Origin of the sequence: Pseudomonas sp. LAMO17WK12:I5 (assembly GCF_900215165.1) — a bacterium.
Lineage (GTDB): Bacteria > Pseudomonadota > Gammaproteobacteria > Pseudomonadales > Pseudomonadaceae > Aquipseudomonas > Aquipseudomonas putida_A.
In genome coordinates, this window is record NZ_OBDS01000002.1 from 413,357 (window position 1) to 427,292 (window position 13,936).

Annotated in this window: 15 protein-coding genes; 11 read left to right on the plus strand and 4 right to left on the minus strand. The window is 59.8% G+C overall.

The genetic code is table 11. The features are described from left to right. The first annotated feature begins 39 nt into the window (after positions 1–39). Positions 40–294 carry a succinate dehydrogenase assembly factor 2 gene (locus CRO59_RS04755; protein ID WP_003222550.1) on the plus strand — a complete coding sequence of 85 codons (255 nt, stop codon included), beginning with the start codon at positions 40–42 and terminating at the stop codon, positions 292–294. Then, on the plus strand, positions 278–730 hold the full coding sequence (locus CRO59_RS04760; protein WP_097086670.1) for a protein YgfX: 453 nt from the start codon (positions 278–280) through the stop codon (positions 728–730). The genes CRO59_RS04755 and CRO59_RS04760 overlap by 17 nt, the downstream gene beginning before the upstream one ends. On the opposite strand, the gene nadB is transcribed toward CRO59_RS04760, so the two are convergent. Beyond that, positions 699–2,315: an L-aspartate oxidase gene (nadB, locus tag CRO59_RS04765; protein ID WP_097086672.1), complete on the minus strand. Its 1,617-nt coding sequence runs from the start codon at positions 2,313–2,315 to the stop codon at positions 699–701. The genes CRO59_RS04760 and nadB overlap by 32 nt on opposite strands. A 558-nt stretch (positions 2,316–2,873) precedes the next feature. On the opposite strand from nadB, the gene rpoE reads away from it, so the two are divergent. The 4 genes from rpoE (at position 2,874) to CRO59_RS04785 (ending at position 6,685) form a co-directional block, all read left to right on the plus strand. After that, the gene (rpoE, locus tag CRO59_RS04770) at positions 2,874–3,455 is read left to right on the plus strand and encodes an RNA polymerase sigma factor RpoE (RefSeq protein WP_003172477.1); all 582 of its coding nucleotides are present in this window, start codon (positions 2,874–2,876) and stop codon (positions 3,453–3,455) included. A 30-nt stretch (positions 3,456–3,485) separates the two neighbouring features. Continuing rightward, positions 3,486–4,073 (plus strand): sigma-E factor negative regulatory protein, encoded by a 588-nt coding sequence (locus tag CRO59_RS04775; protein ID WP_003222558.1) that lies wholly within the window; start codon positions 3,486–3,488, stop codon positions 4,071–4,073. Between the two features lie 8 nt (positions 4,074–4,081). Next, positions 4,082–5,044 carry a MucB/RseB C-terminal domain-containing protein gene (locus tag CRO59_RS04780; RefSeq protein WP_097086674.1) on the plus strand — a complete coding sequence of 321 codons (963 nt, stop codon included), beginning with the start codon at positions 4,082–4,084 and terminating at the stop codon, positions 5,042–5,044. Between the two features lie 210 nt (positions 5,045–5,254). Then, positions 5,255–6,685, plus strand: coding sequence for a DegQ family serine endoprotease (locus tag CRO59_RS04785; RefSeq protein ID WP_097086675.1), 1,431 nt, complete (start codon positions 5,255–5,257; stop codon positions 6,683–6,685). 76 nt (positions 6,686–6,761) lie between these two features. On the opposite strand, the gene CRO59_RS04790 is transcribed toward CRO59_RS04785, so the two are convergent. Next, positions 6,762–8,195, minus strand: a complete 1,434-nt coding sequence (locus CRO59_RS04790) for a M48 family metalloprotease (RefSeq protein ID WP_007963277.1) — start codon at positions 8,193–8,195, stop codon at positions 6,762–6,764. Between the two features lie 98 nt (positions 8,196–8,293). Here CRO59_RS04790 and CRO59_RS04795 point away from each other — a divergent pair, with 98 nt between their 5' ends. Together CRO59_RS04795 and CRO59_RS04800 are read left to right on the plus strand one after the other, a co-directional pair. Next, complete coding sequence (locus tag CRO59_RS04795) at positions 8,294–8,533, plus strand: sulfurtransferase TusA family protein (RefSeq protein WP_007963279.1); 240 nt, start codon at positions 8,294–8,296, stop codon at positions 8,531–8,533. Positions 8,534–8,564: 31 nt separating this feature from the next. Then, complete coding sequence (locus tag CRO59_RS04800; RefSeq protein WP_027614463.1) at positions 8,565–9,635, plus strand: AI-2E family transporter; 1,071 nt, start codon at positions 8,565–8,567, stop codon at positions 9,633–9,635. Between the two features lie 131 nt (positions 9,636–9,766). On the opposite strand, the gene CRO59_RS04805 is transcribed toward CRO59_RS04800, so the two are convergent. Then, positions 9,767–10,240 (minus strand): peroxiredoxin, encoded by a 474-nt coding sequence (locus CRO59_RS04805; protein ID WP_097086678.1) that lies wholly within the window; start codon positions 10,238–10,240, stop codon positions 9,767–9,769. A gap of 10 nt (positions 10,241–10,250) precedes the next feature. After that, complete coding sequence (locus CRO59_RS04810; protein WP_007963284.1) at positions 10,251–10,811, minus strand: glycine cleavage system protein R; 561 nt, start codon at positions 10,809–10,811, stop codon at positions 10,251–10,253. Between the two features lie 325 nt (positions 10,812–11,136). On the opposite strand from CRO59_RS04810, the gene dapA reads away from it, so the two are divergent. From dapA to CRO59_RS04830, 3 genes are read left to right on the plus strand one after another with little or no spacing between them, the layout of a single operon-like run. Beyond that, the gene (gene dapA, locus CRO59_RS04820; protein WP_027614465.1) at positions 11,137–12,015 is read left to right on the plus strand and encodes a 4-hydroxy-tetrahydrodipicolinate synthase; all 879 of its coding nucleotides are present in this window, start codon (positions 11,137–11,139) and stop codon (positions 12,013–12,015) included. Positions 12,016–12,032: 17 nt separating this feature from the next. Beyond that, positions 12,033–13,148 carry an outer membrane protein assembly factor BamC gene (gene bamC / locus CRO59_RS04825; RefSeq protein WP_027614466.1) on the plus strand — a complete coding sequence of 372 codons (1,116 nt, stop codon included), beginning with the start codon at positions 12,033–12,035 and terminating at the stop codon, positions 13,146–13,148. Between the two features lie 4 nt (positions 13,149–13,152). Further along, positions 13,153–13,914 carry an MBL fold metallo-hydrolase gene (locus CRO59_RS04830; protein ID WP_047598088.1) on the plus strand — a complete coding sequence of 254 codons (762 nt, stop codon included), beginning with the start codon at positions 13,153–13,155 and terminating at the stop codon, positions 13,912–13,914. Positions 13,915–13,936: the final 22 nt, after the last annotated feature.

Consider the following 13,936-nt stretch of genomic DNA (forward strand, 5'->3'; position numbering starts at 1 on the left):
CCGGGGCTGTATACTGCGCGCCTATTTGAGGAGGGCTCCATGGTCGAACAAGTTGAACTCAATCGCCTCTTCTGGCACAGCCGCCGCGGCATGCTGGAACTTGACGTGCTGCTGGTGCCGTTCGTGAAAGAGGTCTATCCGCACCTCAACCAGGTCGATCGCGACTTGTATGTCCGTCTGCTGACCTGTGAGGATCAGGACATGTTCGGCTGGTTCATGGAGCGCAGTGAGTCCGAAGACCCTGAGCTGCAGCGCATGGTCCGGATGATCCTGGACCGTGTTCAGCCCAAGTAATACGTTCGAATGCCGCTGGCATGCCTCTCGGCAGTTGCTGGCGGCGTATCTGTTGACCCAGGCGTTCGCGCTGGGTGTGTTGTTTCTCCTGTCGATTCCACTCTGGGCCTGTCTGCTCGGGGCGTTCGCCTGTCTGCTGCACGCCGTGTGGGTGTTGCCACGGCAGATTCTGCTGACGCATCCGCAGGCTTTTTGCCGATTGCGCCGCGATGCCGATGGCTGGCAATTGTGGAATCAGGCGGGCGGCTGGCAAGCAGTCCAGCTGCGCCCTGACAGCCTGGCGTTGCCGTTGATCGTGGTGCTGCGCTTTCGTTTGCGCGGGGAGCGGCGGGTGCGCTCGATCTGTGTACCGCGAGACTCGCAGGCAGCGGATGTGCACCGACGCCTGCGAGTGCGGCTCAAGTTCAGCCGGCGTAGGTGGGCGGCACCAGAATAGTGTCGAGCGCCTCGGGCAGCAGGTTCGGGTAGTCGAGGGTGTAATGCAGGCCGCGACTTTCCTTGCGCTCCATGGCTGAGCAGATCATCAGTTCGGCGACTTGCGCCAGATTGCGTAGCTCGATCAGGTCGCGGCTGACTTTATAGTTGCTGTAGAACTCGTCGATCTCGTCCAGCAACAGACGCACGCGGTGCTGCGCCCGTTGCAGACGCTTGTTGGTGCGCACGATCCCCACGTAGTCCCACATGAAGCGGCGCAGCTCGTCCCAGTTGTGGGCGATGATCACGTCTTCGTCGGAATCGGTCACCTGGCTGGCGTCCCACTCGGGCAGGGCGGTTGGCGCGGTGACCTCATCCAGTTGTGCAAGAATGTCCGCTGCCGCCGAGCGGGCATAAACGAAGCATTCGAGCAGCGAGTTGCTGGCCATGCGGTTGGCCCCGTGCAGGCCGGTGAAGCTGGTTTCGCCGATGGCGTACAGCCCCGGCACGTCGGTGCGACCGTGCTGGTCAACCATCACCCCGCCACAGGTGTAGTGCGCCGCCGGTACGACCGGGATCGGCTGCCTGGTGATGTCGATGCCGAAACCCAGGCAGCGCTCGTAAACCGTCGGAAAGTGGCTTTTGATGAAGGCTTCAGGCTTGTGGCTGATGTCGAGATACACGCAGTCGACGCCCAGGCGCTTCATTTCATGGTCGATGGCGCGGGCGACGATGTCGCGTGGCGCCAGTTCGGCACGTTTGTCGAAACGCGGCATGAACCGTTCGCCGTTGGGCAGCTTCAGGTGCGCGCCTTCGCCACGCAAGGCTTCAGTGATCAGGAAACTCTTGGCCTGCGGGTGATACAGGCACGTAGGGTGGAACTGGTTGAATTCCAGGTTCGCCACTCGGCAGCCCGAGCGCCAGGCCATGGCGATGCCGTCACCGCAAGCGCCGTCGGGGTTACTGGTATAGAGGTAGACCTTGGCGGCGCCGCCGGACGCGAGGATCACGAAGCGTGCGCCGTAGGTGTCGACTTCGCCGGTCGCGCGATTCAGCACATAGGCGCCGAGGCAGCGCTCGCCATTCATGCCCAGACGGCGTTCGGTGATCAGATCAACGGCAACTCGCTGCTCCAGCAGTTCGATGTTGCTGCGCTCTCTGGCCTGGGCGAGGAGGGTGGTGAAAATCGCTGCGCCGGTTGCGTCCGCGGCATGGATGATGCGCCGATGGCTGTGGCCGCCTTCGCGAGTCAGGTGGAATTCGAAACCGCCGTCTTCGGTGCCGGACTGTTCGTCGCGGGTGAACGGCACCCCCTGGTCGATCAGCCACTGGATGGCTTCGCGGCTGTGCTCGACGGTAAAACGCACCGCGTCTTCATGGCACAGACCGCCGCCGGCATTCAGGGTGTCGTCGACGTGGGATTCGACAGTATCGGTATCGTCCAGCACGGCAGCGACGCCGCCCTGGGCCCAATAAGTCGAGCCGTTGGCCAGATCACCTTTGCTCAATACGGCAATGCGCAAATGACCCGGCAGGGTCAGCGCGAGACTCAAACCGGCAGCGCCGCTGCCAATCACCAGAACATCGTGTTGAAACTGTTGGCTCATTTCAGGATTCCGCTCAAAGCGACCCGGATCGGGGGTGGCGCAGGACAGCTGGATCGGCGAGTCAAGACAGCCACACAGCCCACTAGTATATAGAGGGGTGGAGCGGCACAATAGCCGGGCCCGTATGGCATTGTGAAACTACTGTGACGACAAAAGCTTGACGTTTCGTCGGACGTTTTTTTCTGTCGTTTTGGGAAAAGGCGACTGTATCGAGGATGAAACAGGCTTTTTCAGCACGCGGTTGCTCAATGTCGCTTCAGCACGGCTATAAATAATTGGAACTTTTGCCAGAGGCCCAAGATCAATAGTCAGTTGCCAGAAGCACGGGACAGTGTCGGCTTCAATGCAGAACCTGCGATTGGGTTTTTGCCGGCGAACCGATGACAAGATTATTCGCGCAGCCGGTTTATCCCGCGCTGCGTTTTTCGTGCGTGCCAAATCAGAGCCCGCAGGAAACTTGCCTGGAGGGGGAGAACTTTTGCGAAAAGCCCGAGTCTATGTTTGCAAGTCTGGTCGTTTAGTTATGCAAGCCTCCTCCATGCTTATCGAGGAGTGTTCATGCTAACCCAGGAAGAGGATCAGCAGCTGGTCGAGCGCGTTCAGCGTGGCGACAAGCGAGCTTTCGATCTGCTGGTGCTGAAATATCAGCACAAAATTCTCGGGTTGATCGTGCGTTTCGTGCACGACACCCATGAAGCCCAGGATGTGGCTCAGGAAGCCTTTATCAAGGCCTACCGAGCGCTAGGAAACTTTCGCGGAGACAGCGCGTTCTATACGTGGCTTTACCGCATCGCCATCAACACGGCAAAGAACTATCTGGTTTCACGCGGCCGCCGGCCGCCGGATAGCGATGTAAGTTCTGAAGACGCAGAGTTCTACGACGGCGATCACGGCCTGAAGGATCTCGAATCGCCGGAACGCGCGTTGCTGCGGGATGAGATCGAAGGCACCGTCCATCGAACCATTCAGCAACTGCCAGAGGATTTACGTACGGCTTTAACTTTACGTGAATTCGATGGTCTGAGTTACGAGGACATTGCGAGCGTCATGCAGTGTCCGGTGGGTACCGTGCGCTCCCGGATTTTCCGCGCCCGGGAGGCCATCGATAAAGCCCTGCAGCCGTTGTTGCAGGAAAACTGAGACAGCGGCGACAGCCAAGAGAGGAACGCCATGAGTCGTGAAGCCCTGCAGGAATCGCTGTCCGCAGTGATGGATAACGAAGCGGACGAACTGGAATTGCGTCGAGTGATCAATGCACTGGACGATGTTGAAACCCGTGAGACCTGGGCTCGTTATCAGATCGCTCGGGCAGCCATGCACAAGGATCTGCTGCTTCCGCGTCTGGACATTGCTGCGGCAGTTTCTGCTGCGCTGGAAGACGAAACGGCTCCAGCCAAAGTATCCCGCGGCCCTTGGCGCAACCTGGGTCGTCTGGCCGTTGCGGCTTCGGTGACCGTTGCGGTACTGGCTGGTGTGCGCCTGTACAACCAGGACGAAATCGCTGGCGTCGAACTGGCCCAGCAGTCCAATCAGCCTTCGCTGGTTGCGCCGCAGGTCAAAGGCCCGGCTGTTCTGGCAGGCTACAAGGAAAGCTCGGAAACTACCGGTCCGATGGCCAACGGCGTCCTGCAAGGTCAGCCAGGCTGGCACGATCAGCGTCTGCCAGGCTATCTGCGTCAGCATGCCCAGCAAGCTGCGTTGAAAGGTACTGAAAGCGCTCTGCCTTATGCGCGTGCAGCAAGCATGGAAAACCGTTAAGGAGGATCATGCGCGCCATACCTCTACTTTCGCTTCTGCTTAGCGGCTGGTTCATTGTTCCAGCCCATGCCGACGAGGCCCAGGACTGGCTGATCCGCCTGGGTCAGGCGGAGCAGCAGCAAAGCTTCCAAGGCACTTTCGTATACGAGCGTAACGGTAGTTTTTCTACCCACAATATCTGGCATCGTGTCCAGAACGGTCAGGTCCGCGAGCGTTTGCTTCAGCTCGACGGCTCGGCTCAGGAAGTCGTGCGTGTTGATGGGCATACTCAATGCGTCAGCGGCACTCTGATTGCGGGGTTGGGAGACTCTCCCAACTCGACCGCTCGTTCGCTTGATCCCCAAAAGCTGAAAAACTGGTATGAGCTTGCCGTCATCGGCAAGTCGCGCGTGGCCGGGCGTGATGCGGTCATTGTATCGCTGACGCCCCGCGACCAGCATCGTTATGGTTTCGAGCTGCATCTGGATAAACAGACCGGTTTGCCACTGAAGTCGTTGTTGCTCAACGACAAGGGGCAGCTACTCGAGCGTTTCCAGTTCACCAGCCTCGATACCGCTGATGTCCCGTCGGACAAAGATCTGCAAGCTGGCACCGAGTGCAAGGCCGTCACTATTGATAGTGACAAGGCCTCTGCCGTGAAAACGGCTCAGGTCTGGCATTCCGACTGGCTGCCTCCGGGTTTTGTGCTGACCAGCAGCACTTCACACAAAGATTCTGAAACCAAGACTCAAGTCAGTAGCCTGATGTATGACGACGGGCTGGCACGGTTTTCGGTATTTCTTGAGCCGTTGAACGGTGCAACAGTGACCGATACCCGCACGCAGTTGGGGCCAACTGTCGCTGTTTCCCGCCGCCTCACTACGCCTGAGGGCGAGATGATGGTGACGGTGGTCGGCGAAATTCCAATCGGCACGGCCGAGAGGATTGCCCTTTCGATGCGCAACGATGGCGCTGCAACCAGCAAGCAGTGAGCTGATTTCAGTCATTTCCACTTCTTCTTCGAGACGTAGATGAAATGTTTGCTCAGCATTTTCATTTGCAAATCACCCGAAAGTTTTTTATAGGTCAGAGCCTCACGGCTCTGGCCTTGTCTGTTGTTCCCGGAACAAAAATACCGGCCCGCGGTTCCCGGTGTTCCTTGCTCCATATCGCTTAACCCTGCTCGTCGTAACGGGAGCTGTATGTCGATACTTAGCTTGAAGTCTTATCTCTCCATTTTCGCCACCGTGCTGGTGCTGGGTCAGGCTGTCCCCGCTGTCCAGGCGGCCGACCTGCCGGATTTCACCCAACTGGTTGAACAGGCCTCGCCTGCAGTGGTGAACATCAGTACCACGCAGAAGCTGCCGGACCGCAAGGTGAACCAGCAGATGCCTGACCTGGAAGGCTTGCCGCCGATGTTGCGCGAGTTCTTCGAGCGCGGCATGCCGCCTCAGCAGCGTTCGCCGCGCGGCGATCGTCAGCGTGAAGCGCAATCGCTCGGTTCGGGCTTCATCATTTCCTCCGATGGCTACATCCTGACCAACAACCATGTGATTGCCGATGCCGACGAAATCCTCGTGCGTCTGGCTGATCGCAGTGAAATGAAAGCCAAGCTGATCGGTACCGACCCTCGCTCCGACGTGGCCCTGCTGAAAATCGATGGCAAGGATCTGCCGGTGCTCAAGCTCGGCAAGTCCCAGGACCTGAAGGCGGGTCAGTGGGTCGTGGCGATCGGTTCGCCGTTCGGCTTTGACCACACTGTGACCCAAGGCATTGTCAGCGCCGTCGGCCGTAGCCTGCCGAACGAAAACTACGTGCCGTTCATCCAGACCGACGTGCCAATCAACCCGGGTAACTCCGGTGGCCCGCTGTTCAACCTGAACGGTGAAGTGGTCGGGATCAACTCGCAGATCTACACCCGTTCCGGTGGCTTCATGGGTGTGTCGTTCGCCATTCCGATCGACGTGGCGATGGACGTTTCCAATCAGCTGAAAAGCGGTGGCAAAGTCAGCCGCGGCTGGCTGGGCGTGGTCATCCAGGAAGTGAACAAGGATCTGGCCGAGTCGTTCGGTCTTGATAAGCCGGCCGGTGCGCTGGTTGCGCAGATTCAGGATGACGGTCCGGCAGCCAAGGGTGGCCTGCAAGTGGGCGACGTGATCCTGAGCATGAACGGTCAGCCGATCGTCATGTCCGCCGACCTGCCACACCTGGTGGGTGCGCTGAAAGCGGGCGCCAAGGCCAACCTCGAAGTGATCCGTGACGGCAAGCGCAAGAATGTCGAGCTGACTGTCGGTGCGATTCCGGATGAGGACAAAGAGCTGGCTGCACTGCCGAAGTCGGGTGCGGAAAGCAGCAGCAACCGTCTCGGCGTTTCGGTGGCGGAACTGACCGCTGAGCAGAAGAAAACCTACGACCTCAAGGGCGGAGTGGTGATCAAGGAAGTTCAGGACGGTCCTGCGGCTTTGATCGGTCTGCAACCGGGTGACGTGATCACTCACCTGAACAACCAGGCCATCGGCTCCACCAAGGAGTTCACCGAGATCGCCAAGGCGCTGCCGAAGAATCGTTCGGTGTCGATGCGCGTCCTGCGTGAAGGTCGCGCGAGCTTCATCACCTTCAAACTGGCTGAATAACCCGGTTGCGGTGAAATAAAAACCGCCTCGAAAGAGGCGGTTTTTTATACCTGAATTTTTTGTCGCTGATGAAAACTCAGCCCATCATGTCCTTGATCATGCGCTCCTGCTCCATCAGCTCGCGCTGGCGTGCATCGATCCGCGAGGACAGCGGGAAGTTGCTGCCCGCCTTGCGCTTGGCAAAATCAAGCTGCTGGATCGCCTGACGATAATCGCCGACCAGTGCGAAGTACTCGGCGCGAGCCTGATGCAGACCGATGATATTGCCGGACAGACCACGGGTTTCCGCGACCTGATACCACACGTCAGGATCATTCGGACGGGATTTGAGCAAGCTGTCGAGGGCTTTCTCGGCGTCGGCGGTGCGATTCTGTTTCAGCAACAGATCGACCCGAACCTGATTCAGTGGGTAGTTGCCCGGATACTGGGTGAGCATCCGGTCAACCCGCGTTTGCGCATCCGGCAGGCGGTTGTTGGTAATGTCCAGGTCGATCTGCGCGAGGTTGTAGATGATCTCGTTGGGTGACTTGGCCAGCAGCTGTTTGAGATTCTCCCTGGCTTCATTGAGCTGGCCGCCCTTGATCTGAGCGATCGCCAGGCCGTAACGCGCCACGTCGTTCTTCGGGTTCTCGTCCAGTTGTGCACGAAAGCGCTTGGCGCCCAGTCCCGGGGTTTCTTCGTAGATCAGCTGTACGCGGGCGCGGATCAACTGATAGCGCATGCTGTCTTCAATGCCGCCCGCTGGCGCTTGTTCTGCGCGGTTACGGGTGTCGGCGATACGCGATTCGGTCACCGGGTGAGTCAGCAGAAATTCTGGCGGCTTGGCGTCGAAGCGGTATTGGCGCATCAGACGTTCGAACATGGTCGGCATCGAGCGCGGGTCGTATCCGGCCTTTTCCAGGTTGAGGATGCCGATACGGTCGGCTTCCTGCTCGTTCTGGCGCGAGAAGGTACGCTGCGACTGAATGGCTGCGGCCTGAGTGCCGGCGATGGTCGCGATCCCGGCATCACCGCCACCGGCGGCGGCAATCACGATCCCCGCGAGCAGCGCCGCCATCATCGGTACCTGCATCCGCTGCGAAGCTTCGACGCCGCGCGCGAAGTGGCGTTGCGACAAGTGCGCCAGTTCGTGGGCCAGTACCGAGGCGTATTCGCCTTCGGTCTGCGCGTTGAGGAACAGGCCGCCGTTGACCCCGACCACGCCACCCGGCGCCGCAAAAGCGTTGAGTTGCGGGCTGTTGATCAGAATGAATTCCAGGCGACGATCGGTCACCTGGCTGGTTTCCACCAGCTTGTAGACGCTGGATTCGACGTAGTCTTTGAGCTGCGGATCGTTGAGCTGTGCAACCTGACTGCGCAACATCGCCAGCCAGGCGCGGCCCAGCTGATATTCCTGTTGCGGAGAGACAATGGCAGAACTGGCGTCGCCAAGTGACGGCAGATCGTCGGCAAAGCCCGGTGAGGCGAGCAGGCAAGCGAGCGTCAGCAGGGTAGGGCGCAGAAATGTCATGCACAAAGCCTTAGAAGACAAAGACCTTACTGTAGCCGGACACCGGGCTTGCGACCAGATATTCTAGGCACCTCAACCACCTGAACCGGAGTGACGCAATGACTGACGCTGTAGCCCATGACTGTGAATTGGACGCCAGTGGCCTGAATTGCCCGTTGCCGTTGCTCAAGGCCAAGATGGAACTCAACAAGCTGCCCAGCGGCGCGGTGCTCAAGGTGATCGCCACGGACGCGGGTTCGCAGCGCGACTTCCGCACCTTTGCCCGTCTGGCCGGTCATACGCTGCTGCGCGAAGAAGACGAAGCGGGCGTCTACCGTTACTGGTTGAAAAAAGCCTGAACCGACAGCGTAAAAGACCTAAGGATTATTGATGTTCAAAGTGTTACGCGACTGGATTCAGCGCTACTTTTCCGACGAAGAAGCGGTGGTGCTGGCGGTGCTGCTGTTTCTCGCCTTCACCGCGGTGCTCACGCTCGGTGGCATGCTCGCGCCGGTATTGGCCGGGATGGTGCTGGCGTATCTGATGCAGGGGCTGGTACTCGCACTGGAGCGTATGCGCGTGCCTGGTGCGGCGGCGGTGGGGCTGGTATTTGCGCTGTTCATGGGCGTGTTGCTAGTGTTCATCGTGGTAGTGTTGCCGTTGCTGTGGCATCAGTTGATCACGCTGTTCAACGAGCTGCCGGGGATGCTGGCCAAATGGCAGTCGCTGTTGCTGTTGCTGCCGGAGCGCTATCCGCATCTGGTCTCTGACGAGCAGGTGCTGCAGGCTATCGAAGCGGCGCGTGGCGAAATCGGCAAGTTCGGCCAATGGGCGCTGACCTTTTCGCTGTCGAGCCTGCCGCTGCTGGTCAATATCATGATCTATCTGGTGCTGGTGCCGATTCTGGTGTTCTTCTTTCTCAAGGATCGGGCCATGATCGGCGAGTGGGTGCGCGGCTATCTGCCCCGTGAGCGGGCGCTGATCACCCGCGTGGCGCAGGAAATGAACCGGCAGATCGCCAACTACATTCGCGGCAAGGTCATCGAGATCGTGATCTGTGGCGGCGTGACCTACATCGCCTTCGTCGCGCTTGGCCTCAACTATGCGGCGCTGCTGGCGTTGCTGGTCGGGGTATCGGTGGTGGTGCCGTACGTCGGCGCGGTGGTGGTGACCGTGCCGGTGTTACTGATCGCGCTGTTCCAGTGGGGTTGGAGCGATCAGTTCATCTATCTGATGGCGGTCTACGGGATCATTCAAACGCTGGATGGCAACGTGCTGGTGCCGTTGCTGTTTTCCGAGGCAGTCAACCTGCACCCGGTGGCCATCATCTGCGCGGTGCTGTTGTTTGGCGGGTTGTGGGGGTTCTGGGGCGTGTTCTTCGCGATTCCGCTGGCGACGCTGTTCAAGGCCGTGCTGGATGCGTGGCCGCGCAAGGAGCCGGTTGTCGCTCCGCTGCTGTAGCGGTTGAGCCAGATTTTAGATGAAGGCTATTCGCGAGCAGGCTCGCTCCCACATTGGATCTGTGGCGTTCACAAGTTCAATGTGGGAGCGAGCCTGCTCGCGAAGGCGTCAATGAGGGCGACGCAAAACCTTCAGGCTTTATTCAAGGCCTGAGCCGCAGCCAGCACCGCATCCACATGCCCCGGCACTTTCACGCCGCGCCATTCCTGACGCAGTACACCGTTCTTGTCGATCAGGAACGTGCTGCGATCAACGCCCAGATATTCCTTGCCATACAGTTTCTTCAGCTTGATCACGTCGAACAGCTGGCAGACGGCTTCGTCCTTGTCGCTGATCAGCTCGAACGGAAATTCCTGCTTGCATTTGAAGTTCTCGTGAGACTTCAGGCTGTCGCGGGAGATACCGAAAATCTCGGTATTAGCGGCCTGGAACGCCGCGTACTGGTCACGAAAACCCTGGCCTTCGGTGGTGCAGCCGGGGGTGCTGTCCTTCGGATAGAAGTAGATCACCACTTGCTTGCCCTTCAGGGCGGACAAGCTGACGGTCTGCCCGCTGGTGGCAGGTGCTTCGAAATCCGCAACCAGTTGGTCGATGACAACGGCCATGAAAGCTTCCTTACATTGGGTTTTGTGGGCGCCAAGGTTCGATCAGCGCATCCAGGTTCATCGCGTCGGCGAAGTCCAGGAACTGGTCGCGCAGCCAGCTGATCTGGGTGCCGGCCGGCAGCGTTACGGTGAACGTGGCGTTGAGCATGGTGCCGCCAGTCTGCGGGGCCTGATAGGTATCGCAGGTCAGGTTTTCCAGCTCGACGTTGTGATCCATGAAGAACTGGCACAGCTCATTGATGATGTCCGGGCGATACGCCGAGCTGACATAAGCCACGTACGGCAGGGCCTGCGGACGGTTTTCCAGAGCCGCGCTGCGTACCACGTTGACGGTGAATGCGTGGCGCTTGGCCAGGGTCGGCAGGCTGCCTTCGAGGCGGGCCAGCGCGTCCCAGCTGCCGGAGATTTCCAGCACCAGGGCGCTGCATTCGCCATGGCGAGTCAGGCGGGAGGTGACGACGGCGCAGCGATTTTCATGGCTGGCGCGGCACAGGACGTTAGTCAGCTCCATGGGGTTGGCGCCAAGGGCACTGATGACAAGGAATTGTTCGCGAACTGTGGGGGTGGACATGCATCATTCCTAAAGCGATGAGCGGTCGGTAGGTCGATGGGCGTTGGCCGTCGGGAAGCGTCTGCGAGTGCCCGTTCAGAAAGCCCCGGGCCGTGGCTCGCAATTCGCTCCAATAAAGGCGGAGCGTGCAGCAGCGACACTGGAACGGGGCCTGGGAGGCCGAAAGGGGAGGCTGGAACCCGGCGTACAAGCTGATCTGTACCGATCAAAGTCTGAAGGGTAGCGAAAACCGACGCCAAGGGGAATGGCGGCGCAGTACTTCGCTTGTGCAAGCATCTTGGCGCCAGTACCATTACCGCTCTCTTTTTCCGGCAGGAGCGGTTTCATGATTGCGGGCAGTATGGTGGCACTGGTCACTCCCATGGATGCACAAGGGCGTCTTGACTGGGACAGCCTCAGCAAACTCGTGGACTTCCATCTCAAGAACGGCACCCATGCCATTGTCGCGGTCGGTACTACCGGCGAGTCGGCGACCCTTGATGTAGAAGAACACATCGCCGTCATCAAAGCCGTGGTCAAACAGGTAGCCGGGCGCATTCCGGTGATCGCCGGTACCGGCGCCAACTCGACCCGCGAAGCCGTCGAGCTGACCCGCAACGCCAAGGAAGCCGGCGCCGACGCCTGCCTGCTGGTAGTTCCGTACTACAACAAGCCGACCCAGGAAGGCCTGTACCAGCACTTCAAGCACATTGCCGAAGCCGTCGACATTCCACAGATTCTCTACAACGTTCCCGGCCGCACCTCCTGCGACATGCAGGCCGAGACCGTAATTCGCCTGTCCAGCGTGCCGAACATCATCGGCATCAAGGAAGCCACCGGCGACCTGAAACGCGCCAAAGCCATCATCGACGGCGTGAGCAAGGACTTCATCGTGCTGTCCGGCGATGATCCGACCGCGGTTGAGCTGATCCTGCTGGGCGGCAAAGGCAACATCTCCGTAACGGCCAACGTCGCCCCGCGCGAAATGGCTGACCTGTGCGAGGCCGCGCTGAAAGGCGACGCCGAGACCGCACGGGCGATCAACGAAAAATTGATGCCGCTGCACAAGGACCTGTTCATCGAAGCCAACCCGATTCCGGTGAAGTGGGCTTTGGTTGAAATGGGCCTGATGCACGAAGGCATCCGCCTGCCGTTGACCTGGCTGAGCGCTCCTTGTCATGAAACGCTTCGCACGGCCCTGCGCCAGTGCAGCGTCCTGGTTTAATTGAGGAAGTACAACGCATGAAGCGAATGGCCGGACTTTCCGCACTTGCCTTGATTATCTCCAGCACCAGTGGCTGCGGATGGGTCTGGGGCCCGGAAGGTTATTTCCGTGACCGTGGTAGCGATTACCTGGAAGCGCAACAGACTGCACCGATGCAACTGCCACCGAATGTCAGCACCTCCAAGCGTCTGGATCCGCTGTTGCCGATCCCGCGCAACGTGGCTGATGACACGGCGAAGGGCGAATACGTGGTACCGCGCCCGCAACCGCTGACGGCGGTTGCCGAGGCGACCGACTACTCGCTGCAGAAGAGCGGTGACTCGCGTTGGGTCGTGGCCCAGCACCCTCCGGCCGAAGTCTGGCCAGTGGCGGTACAGTTCTTCCAGGACAATGGTTTCCGGCTGGATGAACAGCGTCCGCAAACCGGCGAATTCACCACCACCTGGCAGCATTCCGACGAACTGTCCGCCGCCATGGCCAAGCGCCTGAGCGCCGCCGGTGTCGGTGCCGACAGCGAAACCCGCGTGCGGGTGCGTATCGAGCCAGGCGTGCAGCGCAACACCAGTGAAATCTACGTGGTCAGCGCCGAGCGTCCTGCCGGCAGCACCGCCGACGTCGATTTCACCAACCGTTCGGTCAACACTGGCCTGGATGCAGCGCTGGTCGACGACATGCTTGCGAGCATGAGCCGGATCTCCGAGAAGGGTGGTTCGGTGTCGATGCTGGCTTCGCGTGACTTCGATACTCCGAGCCGTGTCAGCCTCAGCGAAGACGGCAGCGGCAACCCGGTATTGAACGTCGGTCCCGACCTGGATCGTGCCTGGTCGAGCGTCGGTCGTGCACTGGAGCAAGGTCAGTGGCGCGTTGAAGACATCAACCGCAGCCTGGGCCTGTACTACATCAACCTGGCCGAAAAAGCCGAGAAGAAAGACGACAAGCCTGGTTTCTTCAGCAGCCTGTTCGGCAGTGCGCCGACCAAGGAAGAAGTTGAAGCCCGCGCCGAGCGTTATCAGGTTCGCCTGAGCAAGGTCGGTGAGAACGTTCAGGTGACTGTCGAGAAGAACATCAACACCGTTGCGCCGGCCGATGTGGCGCGCAAAGTGTTGAGCGTGATTCAGGACAACCTGGGCTGATCACATGCGCTTTGCCGTTCTCGGCAGCGGTAGCCAAGGGAACGGCACGCTGATTGCCAGTGCTGATACCTATGTGCTGGTGGATTGTGGTTTTTCCCTGCGGGAAACCGAAAAACGCCTGTTGCGTCTGGGGGTTCACCCGGCGCAACTGAGCGCGATACTCGTAACCCACGAACATGCCGACCACGTGCATGGCGTGGGTTTGCTGTCTCGGCGCTACAATCTGCCGGTCTACCTCAGTCGCGGCACACTGCGCGGGATGCGCAAACCGATCGAACCCGCAGGCTTTCTGGCCGGCGGCGAGCAACTGCAGATCGGCGCACTGAACATCGGGGTCATTGCCGTGGCCCATGATGCGCAGGAGCCGACCCAGTACGTATTCAGTGATAACGAGCAGCGGCGCTTCGGCCTGCTGACCGACCTGGGTTCCTATTGCGAGCGGGTGCTGGACGGCTATCGGGATCTCGATGCGTTGATGATCGAGTCCAACCATTGCCGCGACATGCTGGCCCGTGGTCACTATCCGTACTTTCTCAAGCAACGGGTGGGCGGCGAGCTGGGACATTTGAACAACCATCAGGCGGCATTCCTGGTGGCCGAGTTGGGGTGGCAGGGCTTGCAGCATCTGGTTCTCGCCCACCTGAGCAGCAAGAACAACCTGCCGCAGCTGGCCCGGCAATGTTTCGTCGACACCCTCGGGTGCGACCCGGACTGGCTGCAACTGGCCGATCAAGATTCAGGGCTCGACTGGCGCCATATCGCCTAGCCCATCTACTTAGCAAGCGGAG